Origin of the sequence: Mucilaginibacter sp. (assembly GCF_028288105.1) — a bacterium.
In the GTDB taxonomy this organism is placed as follows: Bacteria; Bacteroidota; Bacteroidia; order Sphingobacteriales; family Sphingobacteriaceae; genus Mucilaginibacter.
The window spans coordinates 1-20700 of record NZ_JAQBOI010000021.1; the positions used below are offsets into that span (position 1 = coordinate 1).

The window sequence follows — 20700 nt, forward strand, 5'->3', positions numbered from 1 at the left end:
TCGCCCCAGTCGCCCCATGTCCAGCCCACTTTGCGGAATACTATTGTTCCTTTATCATTGATCTTCCAGCTATCCAAATAGCGTTTTGCGCCCGGGTATAGCTCGGCAAGGGTTTGTTTATCGCCGGTATGGAGGTAGTAATTATACAAGCCGTAAAAACCTACGCTGGCTGCCACCTGGTCGGGTAGTTCTACATTCCAGTTACCTGCGGGCGATGGTGCAAACAGGCTGCTATCCGGGCGTTGCCAGTCAATTAGTTCGTGCAGCCATTTTTTAGCAAGGGCATGGCTGGATGGCGAAAGAGCATAAAAGGCTTCTCCCGATTCATTAGTAGCGTCGCCTGTCCATTGCGCGCGCTCACGGTCGGGGCAATCCATATAACCATCGCGCATGGTGATATACAATGTGCGTTGCGATTTTTGCCACAGTTTGTTAAAGAAAGGGTCGGAACTGGTAAAACTGCCCGCAAATTTGGTATCATAACCCGTTTCGCGGTAAGCCAGTTTTATAACTTTTATCCCCCTCGGGATGATGTAGTAAACCTTTTGCCCGTTAAGCCAGCCCAGGCTTTCGTATTGTTGGGTGCCATCTTTGGTGATATATTCGCCGCGTAAGTTGGGCTCGCCGCCATTGTTAAACAGGTAGTTATCGGTACACATCACAATTTTTTGCCCTGCCGATGCTTCCACCTCCAGGTATGGCGTGATCTGCGCATTGTAAGGTAACTGTGCAATTATAGTATCGGTAGTAGCAGATGATGAAGTTTTAGTGTTCAGATAATCTTTTAGTCCGTAATCTTTCCAAAGCGGGATAGGGCGAAGCACCAGTTTATTCCATGGTGCCGACCCCACTGTGCCACGCTCAGATGCATAACCCATTGATTTGTCATCATAGGTAGTGCTTTGCCAGTTGCCAATAGCTAAACGGGCATCGTACATAATGTTTGATTCGGGCAGGCGGTAATTAGGTTTTGGATCGCCGGCAGTTTGGTAAGCTGCTAACTTAGCGCACTTCCATGTTTTATCACTCAGGATAGATAGCCCTGCATTTTGGCAATCGAAAAATAAGCCAGCCTGACCACTGCTTTTATGCGAAAATCCCTGTTGGCCAAAATACCAAAGCAGCACTGCAATGGTGTTTTTTCCCGACTTTAAATAGGGTACAATATTTACCGCGTCATAATAAGTATCGTTTGGGTTTGGCCCGCGTTTTAACTCACCCTCAAAAACAACCATTTTGCCGTTAATGTATAACCAGTACTTACTATCGGCAGCAATTTTGGCTATGGCATGTTTAGGGATCTGTTTCAGATCTATTTGTTTGCGATAAGCCAGCCAGGTGTTAACCGATGTATCGGGGCTGTTTGCTGTGCCTATCCAGTGTGCTTTCCATTGCGGTTTTGTATTGGTTTGCGCTTGCGCGAAACAGGGGATAATAAGGCAAAGGACGATGAATAGTTTTTTCATGCGGGTTACAATCGACAGGCTAAAGTAAAAGGTATGGTTTATAATGACTGTAAATATGACGAATAGATTGGGAATGACTGTGCTGCGGTGTATCCTTATAATTGGGACTTGCGTTAAAGATAAAAGTGTATACCGGCCAGCCTCGCTGCCACACGCGTGCGACGGGGAGTGAAAAACCATGCCGCTTCGCTATTTAACCCACCCCGACTACGCTACGCTGGTCGACCCTCCCTTCGCTGCGCGGAAGGAGGGTGAGGAGAAAATTGCAGAAATCCTATAAACAAGAAAGGCTGCCTTATCGGCAGCCTTTCTTGTTTGATCTCCACCACGTCATTGCGAGGTACGAAGCAATCTCAGAACTATGATTATCCGCCTTCGTGGCTGTCAACCTAACTATCAGGAGATTGCTTCGTACCTCGCAATGAAGTGGTGGCTTAAGTGCGGTGGTATAAAAAATTGCAAACCCCTCTTTCCGCTTGCGAAGAGAGGGTGGTCGAGCGAAGCAAAGACCGGGTGAGTCAGCCTGCGTTAGATTCTGTGTTGATTTGCAAGTAATAATAGAATTTTTTATTTTTGATACTTAAGGCGGCTTAAGCCAGCCTGTTTAGGGCGGCCCATTCTTAATGAGGCTGCTCTAACTATTTAGAGGGCTTAGTTCCGCTTGTTTTTGCAGATAGTCCATCTGATACGGTTTTCCGGTTTTGTATATCGTGTAAACCATTTCGAGAAGCTTTCTTCCGACTGCTATTACTCCTTTCATTTTTACACTGTTTCGGGATACTATCCTAATAAATACCGCTTTGTATCTTTCTGAATATTTTATGGCTGCCAATGCCGGCAAATACATCGCCTTTCTCAAATATTTATTCCCCTGTTTTGATATCCGTGGTTTCCCTTTGACGGATGTCCCAGACTCCTTTTCTTTGATATCCAGTCCGGCATAACTGGTCAGTTGTCTTTTGTTTTGTATCAGTTCAAATCCGTTCGTCTCAGCCAATACTATTGTTGCCGTTAAAAGGCCAATACCGGGTATGGTTGTGATAGTATCGATCGTTTTTTTGAGTTCAGCATCCCGCTTTATAGCCGTTCTTATTTCGACCATGACCTCTTTTAGTTGGACATTTATGATCTTTATCCTATCCTTCATTCTGCGAATGGTATCCTCACCCGGAAAAGCTTCAGCTTGCTCCGCATGTAGTTGATTTTTGATCACTGTTCGCTCAGCGATGAGTTGTTCTCTTTCGCGGGTCAATTGCCGAAGGCTTCTATAAACTCTTTTGGGCTGTACCCAATTATCCAGTTTCTTTTCCAATCCGAACATGGCTATGGCTTGCGACATGGACTTGTCGGTTATTGTTTTCAGCTCCAGAGTCCGAAAGAAGCCCGATATCCTATTCGGCTTAACGATACTTACATCATACTTTTTGTTTGACAGGTAATAAGCCGCTTTTTCATGATACACCCCTGTTGCTTCCATAACATACCTTAAAGGATATGCTGTAAAAGTTTGTTTGTTTACCCATGATTCCATGCTTGCAAATCCTTTTTCATTGTTCAAAAAGGCCTTACCTGCATAAATAACAGAAACTGCATTTTCATCCATCCTGCCTAATGAAACCACCAACTCTTTCTGAGCTACGTCGATACCAACTACTTGTTTTAATAACCTGTTTGCCATTTGATAAAAACTTTGGGATCATTAAGTGAAACCTTCCTTCGTTGTTCCTCCTGCCGGATATCCTGGATACATAGCTGCGCCATGCTCCTTACATTCTGTTCCAACTCAAAAAAGTAAAAGAATGAGGCGATGTCTAACGCTCAGCATGCTTATAGCTGCTTGGGATAGGTGTGCTCTCACTCTTTTCACTCATATGATCATTACAATAATATAAATGTAAACATAGGAGGGATAGGAGCGGATACCGGCCTGTGGTTAAGGCCTGTGCAGTATGAGCGGAGAGCCCGGCCGCAGGCAACGCCCATACTTAGCTACTCGAACCCTTCATTGGCATCGTTAACCAGCTTTTGCAAAACCGGTTCATTTAAAATGGTGATGCTTTTACCGGTTACGGATATCAGGTTTTCCTGGATAAAATCCTGGGTCACTTTGAACCATGTTTCGTATGATACCGCCGCGTAGCTTGACAGATCCTGCCGGGTAAGCTCGATATTTATAGCGCCGGTATCGTCGGTGCCAAATAAGCCTTTAAGGTTAAGCATTGCCAGGGCAATACGCTCTTTAACCGGCATATGTACCAGGTTACGCATCCGCTTTTCTGATTTCTGCAACTCATCAGCAAAAAACTTCATTAAGGCGTAGGTGAACTTATGGTTCACGTTAAGGGTGGATTCAAAGAAAGAAAGATCGATATAACAAAGGATTGTTGGCTCTAAAGCGGTAGTTGCTACCGGGTAAACGGGATTGTTACCCAGCCCCATGTGCCCCAATATATCGCCCGATTGGGCAAAACGGATAATAAGCTCTTTATCGGTATTCCAGCGTTTATGTACTTTAACCTTACCGGTATACACAAAATAAATACCTTTAACCGGGTCGCCTTCTTTAAAAATGCTTTCGCCTTTTTTTACTATAAAATTTGTTTTATGCGCACCAATTGCCGGTATCCAATCTTTAACACTATGCGTACACAAAAAGCAATTATTTAAATTGCAGGCATTTTTAGTTTCCTTCATTATTTACAAAATGTTGCGACTGCAATATCAGCAAAGAACATAATTATTTTTAACAGTATGGCTTAGCCCTTTGCATTATCTTGCTCTTTAGGCGACAAAAGGTTATTAAGCGATAACGGCCCCGAACCAATGAGTGAGAAAATGATAAGCAGCACACAAGCAAAAATGGAAAGCCACAGGTCATTATTAGGCTCGGAACGAAATATATTAATTACGAACAGTGCCGATATAACAATGGGTAGCTGTAACAGCGAGGATAAACGTGTAAGCAAGCCAAGGGTTATGAGGATGCCACCAGCCATGTGGACGAAAGTTACGTAGTACATAACAGCCTTAAGAAAGAAGGGCGATAAATTTAACAGTTGCTGATCTTCAATTATCCACCTTAAATAGCTCATGTTTTCCATAAAGCTAAGTCCTTTTAAAAACAGGAATATTCCCAGCATTATGCGTAATACATCTAAAACGGCAGGATGGTGCCTGTCTCCCCATTTTTCAATTTTGTTTATTACGCTCATACATTACAGCTTTAAACACGGTTTAGCTTATTCTTTGGTGAATCTCTTTAGTGGTGGCTATAATAAAAGATATACCTACCATAAATATAACAAAACCGCTGAATATTATCCAGGGAAAAGAATTGATACCATTCAAATTAATGGTCCATGAATGCGAATCTACAGCGCTTACGTGGTTAAGGTTCCTGAAGATGTAGCAACCAATTAGCATAATAACTACACCAAGCGCAATAAGTATTTTACCTGAATTTCTCATAATCTTGTATTAACAATGTTTTAGTTTACAAATTTAACTTATATATTTGCAAATATATTGTTAAAACAATAAAAAAGTCAAATTTGTTTTAACATTGCCTTGTGTTTTGCTTGTTAAAGCAATATCGAGGCATTTGAATTGTGTATTTTTTATGAAAAAAAGTAATCTTAAGAACGGTATCCCCATTTCTCCACTATTAACCCAGCTTGACGACGATACAGACCCGGTAAAAAAATCAACCTTTTTAAAGGCAAGGCTTTTACGCATCTGTGTATATGCCGTTGGTGTAGCTGTTGCTATAAGTTTAATTGCCAAAGTGCTGGTTTCGCTTATTAATGTGGTAACCAATATTGCCTTTTACGGCCAGCTTAGTGTTGCCTTTCACAGTCCCGCAGCTAATAGTTTGGGGCTTTGGGTAATTGCAGTACCGGCAATAGGCGGGGTAATTGTAGGTTTTATGGCGTTATATGGTTCAAAAGCCATACGCGGCCATGGTATACCCGAAGCTATGGAGCAAATTTTAGTTAACGAGAGTAATATTAAACCATCTATCACCTTTTTAAAGCCCATATCATCGGCCATAGCTATAGGTACGGGTGGGCCATTTGGCGCCGAGGGGCCTATTATTGCTACCGGTGGTGCTTTGGGTTCAACCCTTGGGCAGTTATTTAAAGTTACCGCGAACGAGCGTAAAATTATTTTGGCCGCGGGTGCAACAGCGGGTATGTCGGCCATATTTGGTACGCCAATAGCCGCTATATTTTTGGCGATAGAACTATTACTGTTCGAGTTTTCGCCGAAATCAATACTACCGGTGGCACTGGCCTGTATAACAGGTGCAGCAGGCCATCATTTATTATTTGAATCGGGGCCGGTATTCCCAATGCCCGATCTGGCCATACCATCAAACCTGGCACTGGGTATATATAGCTTTATGGGGCTTTTAGTAGGCCTGCTATCATTAGGCATTACCAAAATTGTTTACTTTATTGAAGATGCTTTTGAAAAATTACCTATCCATTGGATGTGGTGGCCGGCTATAGGCGGTTTAACGGTTGGTGTTATTGGCTACTTTGCGCCGCATACACTTGGCGTTGGTTATGATAATATTACCGGGATCTTATCAGGTACCTGGCCATTAACACTTATTGTTAGTTTATGCCTGTTTAAATTTTTGTCGTGGGCTATTGCTTTGGGCAGCGGTACATCAGGCGGTACGTTGGCCCCTTTGTTAACCATAGGCGGCGCTTCGGGGGCAATTATCGGTTCATTAATATTATCTTATTTCCCTGATGCCGGCATCACCTTGCCAATGGCCGCTTTAATTGGCATGTCGGCTATGTTTGCCGGGGCATCAAGGGCGTTCATCACCAGTATTGTATTCGCGCTGGAAGCAACCTTGCAATCGCATGCTTTGCTGCCTTTATTGGGTGCTTGTACTGCCGCTTACATTGTATCTTTCTTTTTGATGGAAAACACCATCATGACCGAGAAGATCGCCCGTCGTGGTATTTCCACACCCGATTCATTTGAGCCGGATATTCTGCAGAAAATGTATGTATCTGATGTAATAAACGATGATGCGATTGTGCTGAGTGCCGATAGTACTATTAAAGAAGTAAAAAACTGGCTGAGCAAAAATAAGGTAGAGGATAATTACTTTATTTTAATAGATAACAATGAAAATTATAGCGGAACGCTAAAAATTACAGACATATACAACGGCGACATGGATGCCACTGCAAGATTAAGTGACCTGGTAGCCCCGGTGCATGGCGCGACTATTAAAAGTACCGATACCCTTCACCGCGCGGTAGAAAGCATGTCGAAAAATAATACCGAAGTAATGCCAATTTTATCTGCCGGTAAGGATGGTAAAGTAATAGGTGTGCTAACGTATAAAGACATCATAAAGGCTTATCAAACCAATATCAGTAAAAACGAAAACCTGCATACTAAGATATCCCTGAAACGCCAGCACATGAAGATGGTTATACGTGGGAAGAAGCTTATTAATTTGAATAATGAGGATAATAAGGCGTAATTCAATTTCATAAAAAAAGCCGCCCTTCGAAAATCGAAGGAGCGGCTTTTCACTCATCACTCATCTTCAGTTCTTATTTCCAACCACCACCTAATGAGCGGTAAAGGTTAGATACGGCGCTTAGTTGCGCACGTTTTATTGAAGCCAGTTCCAGTTCGCTTTGTAGTACATTACCTTGTGCAGTTATAACTTCAAGGTAAGTAGCCATACCATTTCTGAATAACAGGTTGGCATTGCCGGTAGCTTGTTGTAAGGTAGTTACCCTGTTTGCTGCAATGGCTTGCTGTGTTTTCAGTTTCTCGATGGTTACCAAAGCATCAGATACTTCACCAACCGCATTTAATACCGATTGGCGGAATTGTAATACCGTTTTTTCGCGATCTATTTTGGCAACTTTAAATTGTGTCTTCAGTTTTTTGCGGTTAAACAAAGGTTGTGTAATGCCACCAACCACTGATCCAAACAGAGATGCAGGTATGTTAAACCAATTGCTTGCTTTAAACGAATTTACACCACCCGAAGCTGTAATAGTTAATGATGGATACATATTTGCTTTAGCAATACCCACCTGTGCATTGGCAATATTAAGGGCCAGTTCTGCAGATTTTACATCGGGCCTGCGGCTAACAATTGCTGATGGTAAACCAGATGGCAGGTTCTCGTTGATCTGAATATTACTTAAAGTATTACTGCGTTCGATCCTGTCTGGTAATGCGCCGGTTAGTATGCGCAGGGCATTTTCTTGTATAGTAATATTCTGTTCAAACTGGGGTACAAGCTGTGCAGCTGCCAGGCGTTGTGCCTCGGCTTGTTGTACAGCCAATGAAGTTACCTGCCCGGCATCGTATTGTAAACGGATGATGCGTAGTGTACTATCATTCAGCTTTACATTCTTTTGGGCGATGTTTAACTGTTCGTCCAGCATCAGCAGGTTATAATAACCTTGCGATACACCTGCAACAATGTTGGTTTGGATCGCTTTTTTAGCTTCGGTAGTTTGCAGGTAGGCAGCCAGTGAAGCTTTGCTTTGATTGCGGATCTTACCCCATATATCAGCTTCCCATGAAAGGGCAAGGTTAGCAGAGTAATCTTCGATGTGTTTTGTACCTACACCAAAACTACTCAGGCTTAAACCGTTCAAACTGTTGTCTGAAGGGCGACTGGTGCTTGCGGTTACATTCAGGTTTACCTGTGGTGTATAGTTCCATTTAACCTGTTTAAATAATAGCTGCGATGCCTCTATGTTCTTAACAGCTATCTGCATATCGTAATTATTAACGATGGCGCTATCTATCAGCTTTTGCAGGGTAGCTTCGGTAAAGAAGTTTTTCCATTGTATATCAGCAATACTTGTGGTATCGCTTGCTGTAGCTGCATTCCTGAAAGCAACGGGCAATGCAGGTTTTGGTGTTTCAATATCTTTTGAAACTTTACATGCGCTTAATGCCAGTAACAGCATAAAGGCGAATGTATTTATATATCTTTTCATTGTGTTTGTCTTTAGCCTCACCCCAACCCCTCTCCAAAGGAGAGGGACTTAAAAGCAAGGGGGATAAATCTTTATTTTAAAGCCTTATGAACCCTCTCCTTTGGAGAGGGCAGGGTAAGGCCTTTAGTTTGTTTCCAATTGTTTAACAGCCTGAGCATCCGGGTTGTAATTTTTATCCAGGTGCCTTGAAAGCGGCACGCCTGTGATTTTTTCCTGCAGATGCTGGAAGACCACAAACAGAACCGGGATTATAAGCAAGCCCAATATTACTCCAGACACCATACCGCCGGCAGCACCAATACTAATAGAGTGGTTACCCTGTGCAGAAGGGCCGGTGGCAATACTCATCGGGAATAGACCGAATACGAAGGCCAGCGATGTCATCACAATTGGGCGTATCCTAAGCCTTGCTGCCTCAACAGCTGCATTAACCAGGCTTAAGCCAGCCCTTCGTTTCTGCACGGCGAACTCTACAATAAGGATGGCGTTTTTAGCCAGCAAACCGATGAGCATGATCAGCGCTACCTGTACGTAGATGTTGTTTTCGATACCGGTTATGCCCAGTACAACAAACACACCGAATAAACCGGTAGGGATTGAAAGTATAACGGCCAGCGGCAGGATATAACTTTCGTATTGTGCCGATAATAGGAAGTATACAAACACCAAACATAACAGGAACACAACGGTAGACTGACCGCCTGACGAGATCTCCTCACGGGTTTGGCCCGAGAACTCGTATGCAAAACCTTGCGGCAGTTGTTCTTTTGCAGTTTCCTCTATGGCCTTTATGGCATCACCCGAGCTATAGCCCGGTTTAGGGATAGCATTTATCTGGATAGAGTTAAACAGGTTATAACGTGACGCGGTTTCAGAACCATACACGCGGGTTAGTTTAACCAGGGTGTTAATTGGCACGGTTTCGCCTGCTTTATTTTTTACAAACACGCGGTCAATAGTTTTCGGATCGGTACGGTCGGCAATATCAGCCTGTACCACCACACGGTAATATTTACCAAAGCGGTTAAAGTCCGAAGCCTGTGCGGTACCAAAATAAGCCTGCATAGTTGATAGGATGTCCTTTACATTTACACCTAACTGGTTAGCCTTCTCGTCGTCAATTTCTAATTGTAATTGAGGGTAGTCGGCTTTGTATGATGTAAAGGCATAAGCAACTGCCGGTTTCTGCATTAGCTTGGCAATAAAGTTATTGGCAATGCCGCTAAACTTATCCAGTTTACCATTAGTCCTGTCCTGTAGCATCACATCCAGCGCTTCCACGTTACTAAATCCCGGAACGGTTGGGAAGCTGAATACGAAGAATGTACCACCTGGTACGGCACCTAATTTTCCCCTTACTATGTTTTGGATCTCATCGATATTTTTAACCTTGCCGCGTTCGTCAGTAGGTTTTAACAACAGGAAGATAACCCCCGCAGATGGACTGCTTGACTGTGTTAAGAAGTTGAAACCTGATAACGCGGTAACGAATCTTGCTGATGGTAAAGTTTTCAACTGATCTTCGGCTTGTTTGAAGATCTTGTTAGTACCGCTTAACGAAGTACCCGATGGCGTTGAAACCGCTATGGCCACAAAGCCCTGATCTTCTGTAGGGATAAAGCCTGTTTTGGTCCTGTTCACCATAAACACGGTAACAACAATTAAAACTGCAAGGCCGGCCATGCTTACCCATTTGTTTTTGATAAGCACTTTTATACCGCCAACATACCTGTTAGTGATATAGTTAAAGCTGCCGTTAAAACCTGCATAAAACTTATCTACAAAGCCTTGTTTAGGAGCAGGCTGGCCATCAGCAGTATGCTTGTTCTTTAAGAACAATGCAGCCAGTGCCGGACTTAATGTTAGGGCGTTAACAGCTGATATAATGATGGCTATAGCCATGGTCAATGCAAACTGCTTGTAAAATATACCCGTAGAACCCGACATGAAACTTACCGGTAGGAACACAGCAGCCATAACCAGGGTAATAGATATAATAGCACCGGTTATCTCATGCATTGCTTCGGTTGTTGCTTTTTTAGGGCTGAGGCTTGGGTCGTGCTCCATTTTGGCATGCACCGCTTCGACCACCACAATAGCATCATCCACTACAATACCAATGGCCAGCACTAACGCAAACAAGGTTAGCAGGTTGATGGAGAAGCCAAAGACGCTCATGAAAAAGAACGTACCAATAATAGCCACCGGAACCGCTATAGCCGGGATAAGAGTAGACCTAAAATCCTGAAGGAATATAAACACTACGATAAATACCAGCACGAATGCCTCTATCAGCGTATGCTGAACCTGGGTTATAGATTCATCCAAATCTGTTTTGGTACGATAGAACTGGTTATATTTAATGCCTACAGGGAAATCTTTAGCCGCTTTTACCATCAGCTTATCAATAGCTATTTGAATCTCGTTAGCATTTGATCCTGATAGCTGTATGATACCGATAATAACACCATCCTTGCCGTTAAGGTTACTGTAGCTGTTATAAGAATAAGCACCCAATTCAACACGTGCTACATCTTTTAAATGCAGTACAGAACCATCGGCATTAGCACGAATGGCAATATTCTGATATTCCTCAGGTTTGGTAAGCTTACCTTTATATTTAATTACGTATTCAAATGATTGATCGCTACGTTCGCCGAAACGGCCCGGAGCTGCTTCAATGTTTTTATCCTGTATGGCAGCCATTACTTCAGCAGGCGTAACTTTGTAAGTTGCCATTTGTGTAGGGTTTAGCCAAACACGCATTGAGTAATCTTTAACCCCACCAAATATACTGGCCGAGCCCACACCCGGGATACGTTTTATCTCGGGCACAATGTTGATTTGCGCGTAGTTGGCCACAAATGTCTGATCGTATTTTTTAGGATCGTCTGTATAAATGGCCATGGCACCAATAAAGCTGTTTTGCTGTTTGGTGGTAGTAATACCGTATTGCACAACCTCGGCAGGTAACTGGCTTGTAGCTTGCGAAACGCGGTTTTGCACATTCACCGCTGCCTGATCGGGGTCGGTACCTTGCTTAAAGTAAACAGTAATACCTAATGTACCATCGTTACTGGCTGTAGAGGTCATGTAGGTCATGTTCTCTACACCATTAATTGCTTCTTCTAAAGAAGGTGTTACCGAACGTAAAATAGTTTCGGCATTGGCGCCCGGATAAACAGCAGATACCAATACAGCCGGCGGGGCAATATTAGGGAAACGCTCTAAGGGCAGTTTGGTTAAGCCAAGTATACCTACTATCACCAATAAGATGGAGATAACAGTTGATAGTACCGGCCTGTCTATGAATTTCTTAAACATGACTTTTGTGTTTAGAGAAGCAAGATGTAAGGAACCAGGAGGCAAGACACCCTATTGGTATCTTCCTAAATTCCCTACGTCTTGTTTCTTGTTTCTTGATTCGTGAGTTCTTGTGTCGTTTTGAGTTATTAGTTTTTAGCTACAACAGCCGCTTTATCAACAGATTTTTGCGGGGCTATAACCATACCTTCCTGTAATTTGTCGATGCCACTAAGCACTATCTGGTCGCCGGCTTTAACGCCATCTTTAACCAGGTAATTTTCGCCGCTTGTACCTATAATGGTAATAGGCGATTTTTTCACTTTGTTGCTATCCGCTAAAGCGTACACGAATACCTTATCCTGCATGTCGATAGTAGCCGATTGAGGGATGATCAAGGCATTGGTATGTTGCAGGCTCAGGCGAACTTTACCTGTATTGCCTGAGCGTAATAAGCCCTGCGGATTAGAAAAAGTAGCCCTTACAGTGATAGCGCCGGTAGTTTTATCAAACTGGCCATCAATTACATCTATTTTACCTTGTTTAGCATACTCGCTGCCGTCAGCTAATAATAGTGATACTGCTGGTAGGTGTTTAAGCTTGTCTTTAAGTGTAGCACCTTCGTATTGGTCTTTAAAGCCTACAAAGTCTTTTTCACCAAGGGAGAAGTAAACATGCACATCGTGCACATCAGATAATTGTGTTAAAGCTTCAACATCCTGCGGAGAAACCAGGCTACCTTGTTTTTTTAACAGGCGGCCAATGTAACCGCTAACAGGGGCTTTTATTAAGGTGTAACCTAAATTGATTTGCGCTGTAGCAACATTTGCTTTTGCCGATTCGATATTGGCTTTGGCAACCTGGTAGGTAGCTTTAGCTGTTTTTAACTGGTAGTCTGATACTACTTTGTTAGCTACAAGCGGGGTTAATTTGTCAACCTCAATCTGGGCGTTACCTTGTGCTGCTTCGGCCGCGTGTAAACTTGCTAAAGCGTTGTTTAATGCCGCGCGATATGGCTGCTCGTTTATTTTAAATATTGGCTGGCCTGCATTTACAAATGCGCCTTCGTCTACAAATACTTTATCTAATGAACCGCTAACTTGTGGGCGAACCTCAACGTTTACGGTACCTTCTATAGATGCAGGATATTCCTGGTAAGTTGTTTGATTACCAGATACTACTGCCGCTACCGGTAATGACGGTGGAGGTGGAGCTTGTGCCGTTTGCGGCTTTGGAGAACAACTGAATAATGAAACGGCGATTATCGCTATTAAGATAATTTTCATGATGATTAATTTTGATGGTGAGTTGATAGGTGTTAGAGCAGCCCGCAAGCTGTCGATATATATTGTGTCGGTTGTTTTTGTTGTATTGTACATTGTTATGCTATTGTTCTATTCGATAGATATATGTTTCGTTTTTACTGCGGATATCACCGTAGCTAACGACGATATAAAAATGACATTAACCTTGTTAGATTATTTAACACTGTTAAATATCGGGGGAGAAGAGTGATTATAGTTTTCATAAGCGTGAGTTTTAATAGTTGAACTTTAATTTACCCTTATTAATAATTTAACAAGGTTAAACTTTTAATTAAGGGGTGATAGATCTAATAATGCCTGTAATGGCATCCCTTAATACTTGCCTGTTTATAGCATCAGAATCACCGCGATTTAAAAGATTGATAGACACTAACCCGTGTACTACCGACCAAAAAGTATAATATTTTGTACAAATCACATCCGAATTAAGATCCTCAATTTTCATTAATTCACTAATCGACGTGCTGAAATGTTCCCAGGGCAGTTCAGCCTCGGCCAAATTATTTACCATTTCGCAGCTACAGTTGGTTGTTATACCAAACATTACCTGGTATAATTCTTTATTTGCAAAAGCGAAGTTCCAATAAGCAAGCCACATAGCTTCCAGCTGGTCTGCTGGCGATGTATATTTATCTTTTGCTTCCTGCAGATCTTTTGATAGTAATAAAAAACCTTTACGGGTAAGTTCCAGTAATATCGCTTCCTTATTGGCAAAGTATTCGTAAATAATAGGGGCGGTGTATTCTATTACATCGGCTATTTTACGCATACTTAAGGCCTGCCATCCATCTTCCTTAACAATTTGCAAAGCGGCACTCAGAATGTTACTCCTGGTTTCCTCTTTCAATCGTTGTATCCTATCCTTGCTGGCCATTTTATTTAGTCCTATTAGATTATTTAACAGTGTTAAGCAAATGTACAACGGTAAATTAAAAACCGTTTCATTCTATTGTCATTTACTTAGTAAAACTTAAATTATTTTATGATTTTTCTTCGATGCAGTTATTTTCTTCATGAAACTTTACAAGTTTCAGCATAACTTCTATAGCAATTTCGTAATTTTTGGTGCCTGCTACCTTTTTGTACTGGGTTTCAAGATCCATTACCTGGCTTTTTAAGTTATGATAAAAAGCTTCACCCTCGGGTGTAAAGTGCAGCATTACTACACGGGCATCATCGGGGCTTTTTTCACTTTTTACCATGTTAATGGCTTCCAGTTCTTTTATCATTTTACTGGTTGCCTGTTTGGTAACGTTCATTTTAGCTGCCAGTTCGTTATTTGATATACCGGTTTTGCCAATACTCATAAACAGGGGCAGATGGGCGCTATTAAACCCCGGCTGATCGATACGGCAAAGCTTTTTACCCATCCACTCGTCCAAAAGGCGCTTAAGCAGGTATATCAGCTTTGGGGCAACCTTTTTGCTTTCTTCAGTCATTACACAAGGGTTTTCCATGATAGTATCTATAACAATTAAATGTCAACCTGGTTTACGAATATAAGTTAAAAATCGAACTTTACGAAGAACCTTATTCCCCACTCCGGGGCACCGGGATGGTCAAGGTAAGTGAAACGTTTAACCAGGTCTACACGCAATAATTTGAATATGTTACCAACGCCCACGCTGCCTTCCATATAGGGTGTGCTGCCCAAAGCATAGGTGCCTGCACCACTACCCGGGAAACGTAACAATGATGGGTCATTAGCGGGATTGTTCTCGCTGCGTACACCGCCCCATAAACTCTTAAAGTCGATGATCTCGCGTAGTTTTAGTTTCTTTAATAACGGTATGCGGTTAAACAAAAACCCGTTAAAGTTATGGTCAATAGCTATGCTGGCGTAATGGTCACTCACAAACTCCTGGAAGTTCATTAAGTTATATGACTGCAACTGGAAGGCATAGGTCTGGTTGGCGTGGTGTATATCCAATAAAGGGAAAGGCACTTTGCCAAACAGGTAACCACCTTCGGTGCTTACATCTGTAAAGCCCAGCTGCGACAGGTAAAAGCGTTTGCTGATATTACCTATCACATTTTGATAATTATACTCGCCGCCTAACAAACCTTTTACACCCTGTGTATAGTTAAGGGTAAAAACAGGATACTTATCAGGTATTGGGGTACGGTATAATTTACCCTGGTAAAATTTTTCGTGTGGTGCCCAGCGTAACTGTGCAGAAAGCTCGGTAGTTTGAATAAGATCGATATTATTCAATGTGCCGTTTGGCAACAAGTTTTGGTATAAAAGCGAACCTGCAGGGGTTTGGTTCCATTTTTTGAAACCTAACGAGTACGACAGGTGGTTGGTAAACTCGTGCACATAATCTAACCGGAAGATATCATTGTATAACCAGATATCGTTTGCACCACGTTTGAACGATAACAGGAAGTTACTTTCCTGAACAAATTGCAACTCCTGGCCCGGTATTTTTGTATCGTGCTGGAAACTTGCCCTTATATAGTTTTGCGGGAACGAGTAGATAGATTTGTTATTAAGCGAGTAGGTACTGCTTAAAAAGTATTTAAATTTTCCGTCGCGGGTACCATAAGCACCGTAAGTTTCAAAGTAATAACGCTTGCTTAGCATTGGCGTACTACGGCCACCCACACGTACACGGAAACCTTCTACAGGGTTAAAGCTATAGAAAGTGTTGGCAGGGCCAACTTCAAATGTGCCAAAGTTTTTGTAACCGGCCAGTACCAGTGTGGCAATGTCCATGGTTTTTTTGAACGATGGTATAGTTTGCAGGCTATCAATGTTTTTATAAATGCTTGCAGATGCCGCGTCTAAAGTATCAGGGCGGGTCATTTGCCAGTAGGTGTCATCTTTATCTTCAGCATTTAATGCTATAACCTGCGCCGGGCCTTTATAAGTTTCTTCGGTACGGGCGGTGTTTATTACAAAGTTGTTAATGGTAACCAAACGCTCGCCATATATACCGCCGCCTTTATTTTTGTTGATACCAAACTCTATCTTCAGGTCGCTTTGGCTTAGGTGGTAACGGCCATCATTATTCTTTTCGAATGATAGGTCGGCCTGCATCTGGCGCACAAAGTTTAAGTTGATGTTTTTGTTAACGGTTAGCAACGCGTTCTGAACGGCGTAATTGCCATCCATGGTGATATATATTTTACCCTCGAATAAAAGGTTATTGGTATTACGTGGGGTAAAGCTCAGCTCAATTAAGTTTGGCTGAACGTCTTTAAGTGTATCGGTAATAAAGAATTTGTAAAAATCGGGCGAGCTGTTTGCAATAGGGCTCAACAACTGGTTACTTAATAACGATACGTTGTTATCATAGATATTAATATCCTGATACATACGGTTAAAGTAAGCGGTAAGGCCCTGGTTGTCAACAAAATTCTCGTCGTATTTTACTTGTTTGTTGGCAGTGATGATTTGTTTTTTAGCATAAGGCGCCTTGCGGAAGTAATTATCAGATGTTTTTTCTTCCTGGTACATTGGCAGTAAGGTTTTACCACCTATGGCAGTTGAATCCTGCTCACGGAACAAGAACTGATAATTTTTAAATATGCGTTTGTTGCGGAATTTATCACTCAGGTTACTTAACGAGAAATTCATGCGTTCGTACTGTTTGTACTCGGCATAGTTGTAATTTTCAACCTGGTTTTGCGCTTTGTGGGCAATTACCTGGCGTATAAGCTCGACAGCGGGGTTATTTTTATTACTGTATTTTTTCTTTTTGGCAGATTTTACTACAACCTCGTTTAACGAGTGATTGTCTTCTGTTAAGGCAATGTTTATAGTTTGATCCTGGCCCGGTGTAATACTGCGTACAGCGGTTTTGTAACCTACAAAAGATACTTTTATTTGGTTAATGGCATTATCGGTAGTTGATAAAGTGTAGCGGCCCTGGCCGTTAGTGCCTATGCCTTGCGTTGTGCCGGTAAAGGCCACCGTTACATATGACATTGGCTGTTTTGTTTTAGCATCGGTAACAACACCGCGTACAACAGTTTGTGCATGCAGGCTTGTGAACGATGAAAGCAAAACAAGTATCAGTATGATACTTTTATTAAAAATAGGGGTGAGTAAACGTTTCATTATATGCTGTGAATTTAGATAGAGGCGTGGTTAGTATTTTGTTGTTTTGCAGCGGGTTTAACCGCCAGTTGGCGAAGCGCTTTAACAGTTGATGTTGCATAACTGCGAACAGTCAGCGTTAAAAACTCCATGTTAATATCAGCACCTAAAAAATTTTGCTTAAAACCTTCTCCCAAAACATTGATAATGTACTCGCCGGCAGACATGGTATGCTTGTTCCGCTTGCCTGCAGTTGATGTAGAATTTGTGTTTTGTGAAACAGACGTATGATCAGTGTTTCTCTTAAAAAGAGAGCTGATATTTGGCTGAGGTAGAGATAACGTTTTCATTGTGGTGATAAATAACACTGCAAATGTAAACCAAGTTGACTAATATAGTCAACTAAATTTACTACTTTAACGATATTTAACTTTTTGATGACAAAAGTCAGCCCGATGGATATTTATATGACAATTGTTGCCGTTTCAACCTAAATTATAGGTAAATAGGGTAGCGTAACATATAGTGTATTAAATACACCAAAATGCCATATAAATGATAAGTAATAGGGTCTAATTAGAAATTATATTCTGAAGTTTAACGATATGTAAGGGTACCAGCCTTCTTCTGAATGGCCGGCTAAAATTTGTAAAATTGTTAAACTGGCTGGCGAGAAGTAAAGGCCCCCGCCCACACCCGTGTGCCATTTGTTAGATTTTTCTTCATCGGCCCAAACCCTGCCGGCATCATAAAAGCCACTTAAGCCTAACTGGCCCGGTATAATATAACTGGCAATATTAAATAGTTTAACCCGGCCTTGCAGGTTATTAAATACCATGTGTTTGCCCGCAAAACGATACTGCAGGTAGCCTAATAAATTTCCCTGTCCGCCCAAAAACATCGATTGGTAAAATGCAGGTTTGCCTAAGCTTACCCCGCCACCAATACGATCTGATAATACCACCGAACCATTGCTGGTAAGCTTCTGATAAAAGGTAAATTCGGGCCTTATTTGTATATAATCTTTTGAGTAGTTATTTAATCCTCTATATCCCTCTAAACTGATGTTGATATAATAGCCTCCGGTTGGTAAAATGCCACCAATGCGATTGTTGCTGTTAAAGTTTACAGCCAGGCCTAAATGCGCTTTACTCTGGTTTACAGTTAAGCTATCATACGAGCCAATAAGTGAACTATTATTAATAAGTCTGCCAATATTATCGCCTATATCCATACGGTAGTACTGGAACGATGGGCCCACACTGATGGTGCTGTTAGTGCCTGTATGCCAGCGCAGGGCAGGGTCAACCTCGTAGGTGTCAAAGCGGGTACGATAAAATCTGCGGTAATTGGGTTGCTGCTTATTTAAGATTGTGCCGTTGCCCAGCCCGAAAAAGTTTACTGTATTATCTGGTGCACGTGCAACTACCTGCATGGTAAAATCTGCCTTGCCTATAGCCTGGATCCACTCGCCGTTGTATTTAATGCGGAAAGCATCGGTGGCAAAGGCGTGGGTAAGCAGTAATTGCTGCGAACTGGTGTAAGGTAGCTTGCGGAAACCATCGTTTTTTGTGTATTTAAACCCCAAGCTAAGTAAAAAACCATCATCGGCATTAATAGCTGCTGTTGCCAGGGGCATCCAAATATTGTAGGGGTTAGTTTGAACAAAACGGGTGTTCATGGTATCGGCAGAAAGGTGCTTGCTCAGCCTGTCGCTCAGGCCTTCAAACTTCGCTGATGGGGTATCGTATACTTTTACCTTATTTGCCGACTGCACTACATTATAAACCTTATTACCTTCCGAGCCTCCTATCAGCCTCAGTTTTATGGGCGAGGTAGTATTATTAATGCTGATGTTATCATCCCCGCCGGATGTATACAGCCTTATTTCTTTAGTAAACTCGGGGCTATAGGTTATAGACAGGGTGCTATCTTTCATCTCACCCTCTTTAGTTATCTTATTTACCAAAACATGTAAGCCGCCATCAGGTGTGCTGGTTATCGTAACTTTCTCATTCTTATTACTTAAACGGATATCTGCATAGCGGTAAATTAAGCGGTAATACTCATCCATTGCTTTGGGGATGGCCGCTCTGCGGGCTTTTAATTTAGCCAACAATACATCGTGCCCCATTTTATAGGTATCGCCCGGCAGGTGGCGTAAACCGGCCTCCAGTACAGCATCAGTTTCGGCGGCTACAAACTCGTTTACTACACGCATCCATTGCTCATGCGGCATTTGCGCATTTGGATAGGGGTTTAGAAAACGGCTTTTATATATACCATACTTAAAGTTTGGCTTAGCCGTAAAATCGCCCAACAACGGGTTTATATAAGGTAATGCGGCAATATCAGGAAACAGCCCTTCCTCCAGGTGAAACACCTGGTCGCGGTCGCGGGGTACGCCAATATAAATTTTTTCTTTACCCTTTTTTGTTTCGGCCCAGCGCCATTGATCTTCGTGGCGGTCCCAGTCGCCAATAAGTAAGTCGAGCATCCGGGCGCGTAGAAAACCCTCGCCGTCAAAGCTGTTATCGTTGCTTTTAACCAGGTTATCTAACATTTTAATGGTGTTATCAGATTCGCCAATGGGTTCGCGTTCTTCCAGCAGGCAAACGGTGCCGGCAAATACTTTTCTGTACTCGCCAAGTGCATTATCATCAGCAATTACACCAATAACAGGGTTGGCGTGGGGCACACGTGCGGCTGTAGCCAACGGCGGTACTATTAAAGCCGAATAGGGGTGCTGCCCGCTCAAAGCATCTTCGATCCAATCTACCGCAAAAGTTCCCTGCAGGTTTTCTGGCAAAAGTTTATCGGGCGTTTTCTCCACGCTGCGAATCACCCATTCCTTGCCGCTTTTATCTTTTAACCTTAATGATTTTGATTGTAAACCGCCGCCTTCTTTTTCGGGGGTTAAGCCACCGTAAATTTCAGATATGCGAATAACGGGCACCTTTACAGGGGTAGCCCACTCTTTACGATAGTTTTTACCAAAAAACCAGCGATGCATACCACTAACTTTATCATAGCTGGGGTGCACCTTTACAACCATGCTATCACGAAAAACAGGTTGAGGTGCAGGCGTTTGTTGTGCGTATGCCCATGATACCGCCACCGGCAGCATTATGGATGTGATAAGTAGTTTTTTGATCATGGCAGTTCGGTTGATTGTAAGGTAAGGGGTATGCCGTGCTAATGTTATTATTATCAATCAATTAATTGATATTTTTAATAACGATATCGTAAAGTTATGAAATATTGATATGTTATTACACCAATAATTACCGTGATTTAGCGTATTTAAATAGCAAAACATTGCCATTTGTTATTTTATCACCCTCGTTTGAGATATATAAATTGCCTTGCCTGTCGAAAGCTATGCCTTCAGGCTGTAAAAACAGTTTGGGGCTGATAGGGTAGGCTTGCAATACATTCCAGCGTTCATCAAGCACTACGATCATTTTATTTACCGACGAAAGTACATACCATTGCTTTGTAAGCGGGTTTTTTGCTAACGCGGATGGATGGAACTTCATTTTTGCCTTGCCAATTAACGC

Annotated in this window: 15 protein-coding genes and 1 pseudogene; 2 read left to right on the forward strand and 14 right to left on the reverse strand. The window is 42.3% G+C overall.

Features of this window, described 5'->3' with window-relative positions:
• The 5 genes and pseudogenes from JWQ85_RS01185 to JWQ85_RS01205 form a co-directional block, all read right to left on the reverse strand.
• Window positions 1–1466 (reverse strand): annotated as a pseudogene (locus JWQ85_RS01185) (glycoside hydrolase); the annotation flags it as partial.
• Window positions 1467–2100: 634 nt separating this feature from the next.
• Entirely contained in the window at window positions 2101–3144 is a 1044-nt protein-coding gene (locus JWQ85_RS01190) for an IS110 family transposase (RefSeq protein WP_299462679.1), read from the reverse strand.
• A gap of 311 nt (window positions 3145–3455) precedes the next feature.
• Entirely contained in the window at window positions 3456–4160 is a 705-nt protein-coding gene (locus JWQ85_RS01195; protein WP_299462682.1) for a Crp/Fnr family transcriptional regulator, read from the reverse strand.
• Between the two features lie 62 nt (window positions 4161–4222).
• Window positions 4223–4678, reverse strand: a complete 456-nt coding sequence (locus JWQ85_RS01200; RefSeq protein ID WP_299462685.1) for a DoxX family protein — start codon at window positions 4676–4678, stop codon at window positions 4223–4225.
• A gap of 22 nt (window positions 4679–4700) precedes the next feature.
• Entirely contained in the window at window positions 4701–4934 is a 234-nt protein-coding gene (locus JWQ85_RS01205; protein ID WP_299462688.1) for a hypothetical protein, read from the reverse strand.
• 151 nt (window positions 4935–5085) lie between these two features.
• Between JWQ85_RS01205 and JWQ85_RS01210 the strand changes: the two genes are divergently transcribed.
• Window positions 5086–6978, forward strand: coding sequence for a chloride channel protein (locus tag JWQ85_RS01210; protein WP_299462691.1), 1893 nt, complete (start codon window positions 5086–5088; stop codon window positions 6976–6978).
• A gap of 73 nt (window positions 6979–7051) precedes the next feature.
• On the opposite strand, the gene JWQ85_RS01215 is transcribed toward JWQ85_RS01210, so the two are convergent.
• The 3 genes from JWQ85_RS01215 to JWQ85_RS01225 form a co-directional block, all read right to left on the reverse strand.
• Window positions 7052–8467: a TolC family protein gene (locus tag JWQ85_RS01215; RefSeq protein ID WP_299462694.1), complete on the reverse strand. Its 1416-nt coding sequence runs from the start codon at window positions 8465–8467 to the stop codon at window positions 7052–7054.
• Window positions 8468–8590: 123 nt separating this feature from the next.
• Window positions 8591–11791, reverse strand: coding sequence for an efflux RND transporter permease subunit (locus JWQ85_RS01220; protein WP_299462697.1), 3201 nt, complete (start codon window positions 11789–11791; stop codon window positions 8591–8593).
• Window positions 11792–11919: 128 nt separating this feature from the next.
• Window positions 11920–13056 (reverse strand): efflux RND transporter periplasmic adaptor subunit, encoded by a 1137-nt coding sequence (locus JWQ85_RS01225; protein WP_299462699.1) that lies wholly within the window; start codon window positions 13054–13056, stop codon window positions 11920–11922.
• On the opposite strand from JWQ85_RS01225, the gene JWQ85_RS01230 reads away from it, so the two are divergent.
• Window positions 13055–13285 carry a hypothetical protein gene (locus JWQ85_RS01230; protein ID WP_299462702.1) on the forward strand — a complete coding sequence of 77 codons (231 nt, stop codon included), beginning with the start codon at window positions 13055–13057 and terminating at the stop codon, window positions 13283–13285. The two genes, JWQ85_RS01225 and JWQ85_RS01230, sit on opposite strands and share 2 nt — an antisense overlap.
• Before the next feature lie 81 nt (window positions 13286–13366).
• Here JWQ85_RS01230 and JWQ85_RS01235 read toward each other — a convergent pair whose 3' ends face one another.
• From JWQ85_RS01235 to JWQ85_RS01260, 6 genes are all read right to left on the reverse strand, one after another.
• Window positions 13367–13969, reverse strand: a complete 603-nt coding sequence (locus JWQ85_RS01235) for a TetR/AcrR family transcriptional regulator (RefSeq protein WP_299462705.1) — start codon at window positions 13967–13969, stop codon at window positions 13367–13369.
• Window positions 13970–14075: 106 nt separating this feature from the next.
• Complete coding sequence (locus JWQ85_RS01240) at window positions 14076–14552, reverse strand: MarR family winged helix-turn-helix transcriptional regulator (protein WP_299462707.1); 477 nt, start codon at window positions 14550–14552, stop codon at window positions 14076–14078.
• A 47-nt stretch (window positions 14553–14599) separates the two neighbouring features.
• Complete coding sequence (locus JWQ85_RS01245) at window positions 14600–17161, reverse strand: DUF5686 and carboxypeptidase-like regulatory domain-containing protein (RefSeq protein ID WP_299462710.1); 2562 nt, start codon at window positions 17159–17161, stop codon at window positions 14600–14602.
• Between the two features lie 14 nt (window positions 17162–17175).
• Window positions 17176–17490, reverse strand: coding sequence for a hypothetical protein (locus JWQ85_RS01250; RefSeq protein ID WP_299462713.1), 315 nt, complete (start codon window positions 17488–17490; stop codon window positions 17176–17178).
• Window positions 17491–17723: 233 nt separating this feature from the next.
• Window positions 17724–20297 carry a BamA/TamA family outer membrane protein gene (locus JWQ85_RS01255; protein ID WP_299462716.1) on the reverse strand — a complete coding sequence of 858 codons (2574 nt, stop codon included), beginning with the start codon at window positions 20295–20297 and terminating at the stop codon, window positions 17724–17726.
• Window positions 20298–20424: 127 nt separating this feature from the next.
• On the reverse strand, window positions 20425–20700 hold a 276-nt coding region (locus tag JWQ85_RS01260; protein ID WP_299462718.1), incomplete at its 5' end, for an SdiA-regulated domain-containing protein.

What these genes read in the sequence shown, in the direction of transcription:
- JWQ85_RS01190 (WP_299462679.1), bottom strand. Translation starts at nt 3,144, where the DNA reads ATGGCAAACAGGTTATTAAAACAAGTAGTTGGTATCGACGTAGCTCAG.
- JWQ85_RS01195 (WP_299462682.1), bottom strand. Translation starts at nt 4,160, where the DNA reads ATGAAGGAAACTAAAAATGCCTGCAATTTAAATAATTGCTTTTTGTGT.
- JWQ85_RS01200 (WP_299462685.1), bottom strand. Translation starts at nt 4,678, where the DNA reads ATGAGCGTAATAAACAAAATTGAAAAATGGGGAGACAGGCACCATCCT.
- JWQ85_RS01205 (WP_299462688.1), bottom strand. Translation starts at nt 4,934, where the DNA reads ATGAGAAATTCAGGTAAAATACTTATTGCGCTTGGTGTAGTTATTATG.
- JWQ85_RS01210 (WP_299462691.1), top strand. Translation starts at nt 5,086, where the DNA reads ATGAAAAAAAGTAATCTTAAGAACGGTATCCCCATTTCTCCACTATTA.
- JWQ85_RS01215 (WP_299462694.1), bottom strand. Translation starts at nt 8,467, where the DNA reads ATGAAAAGATATATAAATACATTCGCCTTTATGCTGTTACTGGCATTA.
- JWQ85_RS01220 (WP_299462697.1), bottom strand. Translation starts at nt 11,791, where the DNA reads ATGTTTAAGAAATTCATAGACAGGCCGGTACTATCAACTGTTATCTCC.
- JWQ85_RS01230 (WP_299462702.1), top strand. Translation starts at nt 13,055, where the DNA reads ATGATGATTAATTTTGATGGTGAGTTGATAGGTGTTAGAGCAGCCCGC.
- JWQ85_RS01225 (WP_299462699.1), bottom strand. Translation starts at nt 13,056, where the DNA reads ATGAAAATTATCTTAATAGCGATAATCGCCGTTTCATTATTCAGTTGT.
- JWQ85_RS01235 (WP_299462705.1), bottom strand. Translation starts at nt 13,969, where the DNA reads ATGGCCAGCAAGGATAGGATACAACGATTGAAAGAGGAAACCAGGAGT.
- JWQ85_RS01240 (WP_299462707.1), bottom strand. Translation starts at nt 14,552, where the DNA reads ATGGAAAACCCTTGTGTAATGACTGAAGAAAGCAAAAAGGTTGCCCCA.
- JWQ85_RS01245 (WP_299462710.1), bottom strand. Translation starts at nt 17,161, where the DNA reads ATGAAACGTTTACTCACCCCTATTTTTAATAAAAGTATCATACTGATA.
- JWQ85_RS01250 (WP_299462713.1), bottom strand. Translation starts at nt 17,490, where the DNA reads ATGAAAACGTTATCTCTACCTCAGCCAAATATCAGCTCTCTTTTTAAG.
- JWQ85_RS01255 (WP_299462716.1), bottom strand. Translation starts at nt 20,297, where the DNA reads ATGATCAAAAAACTACTTATCACATCCATAATGCTGCCGGTGGCGGTA.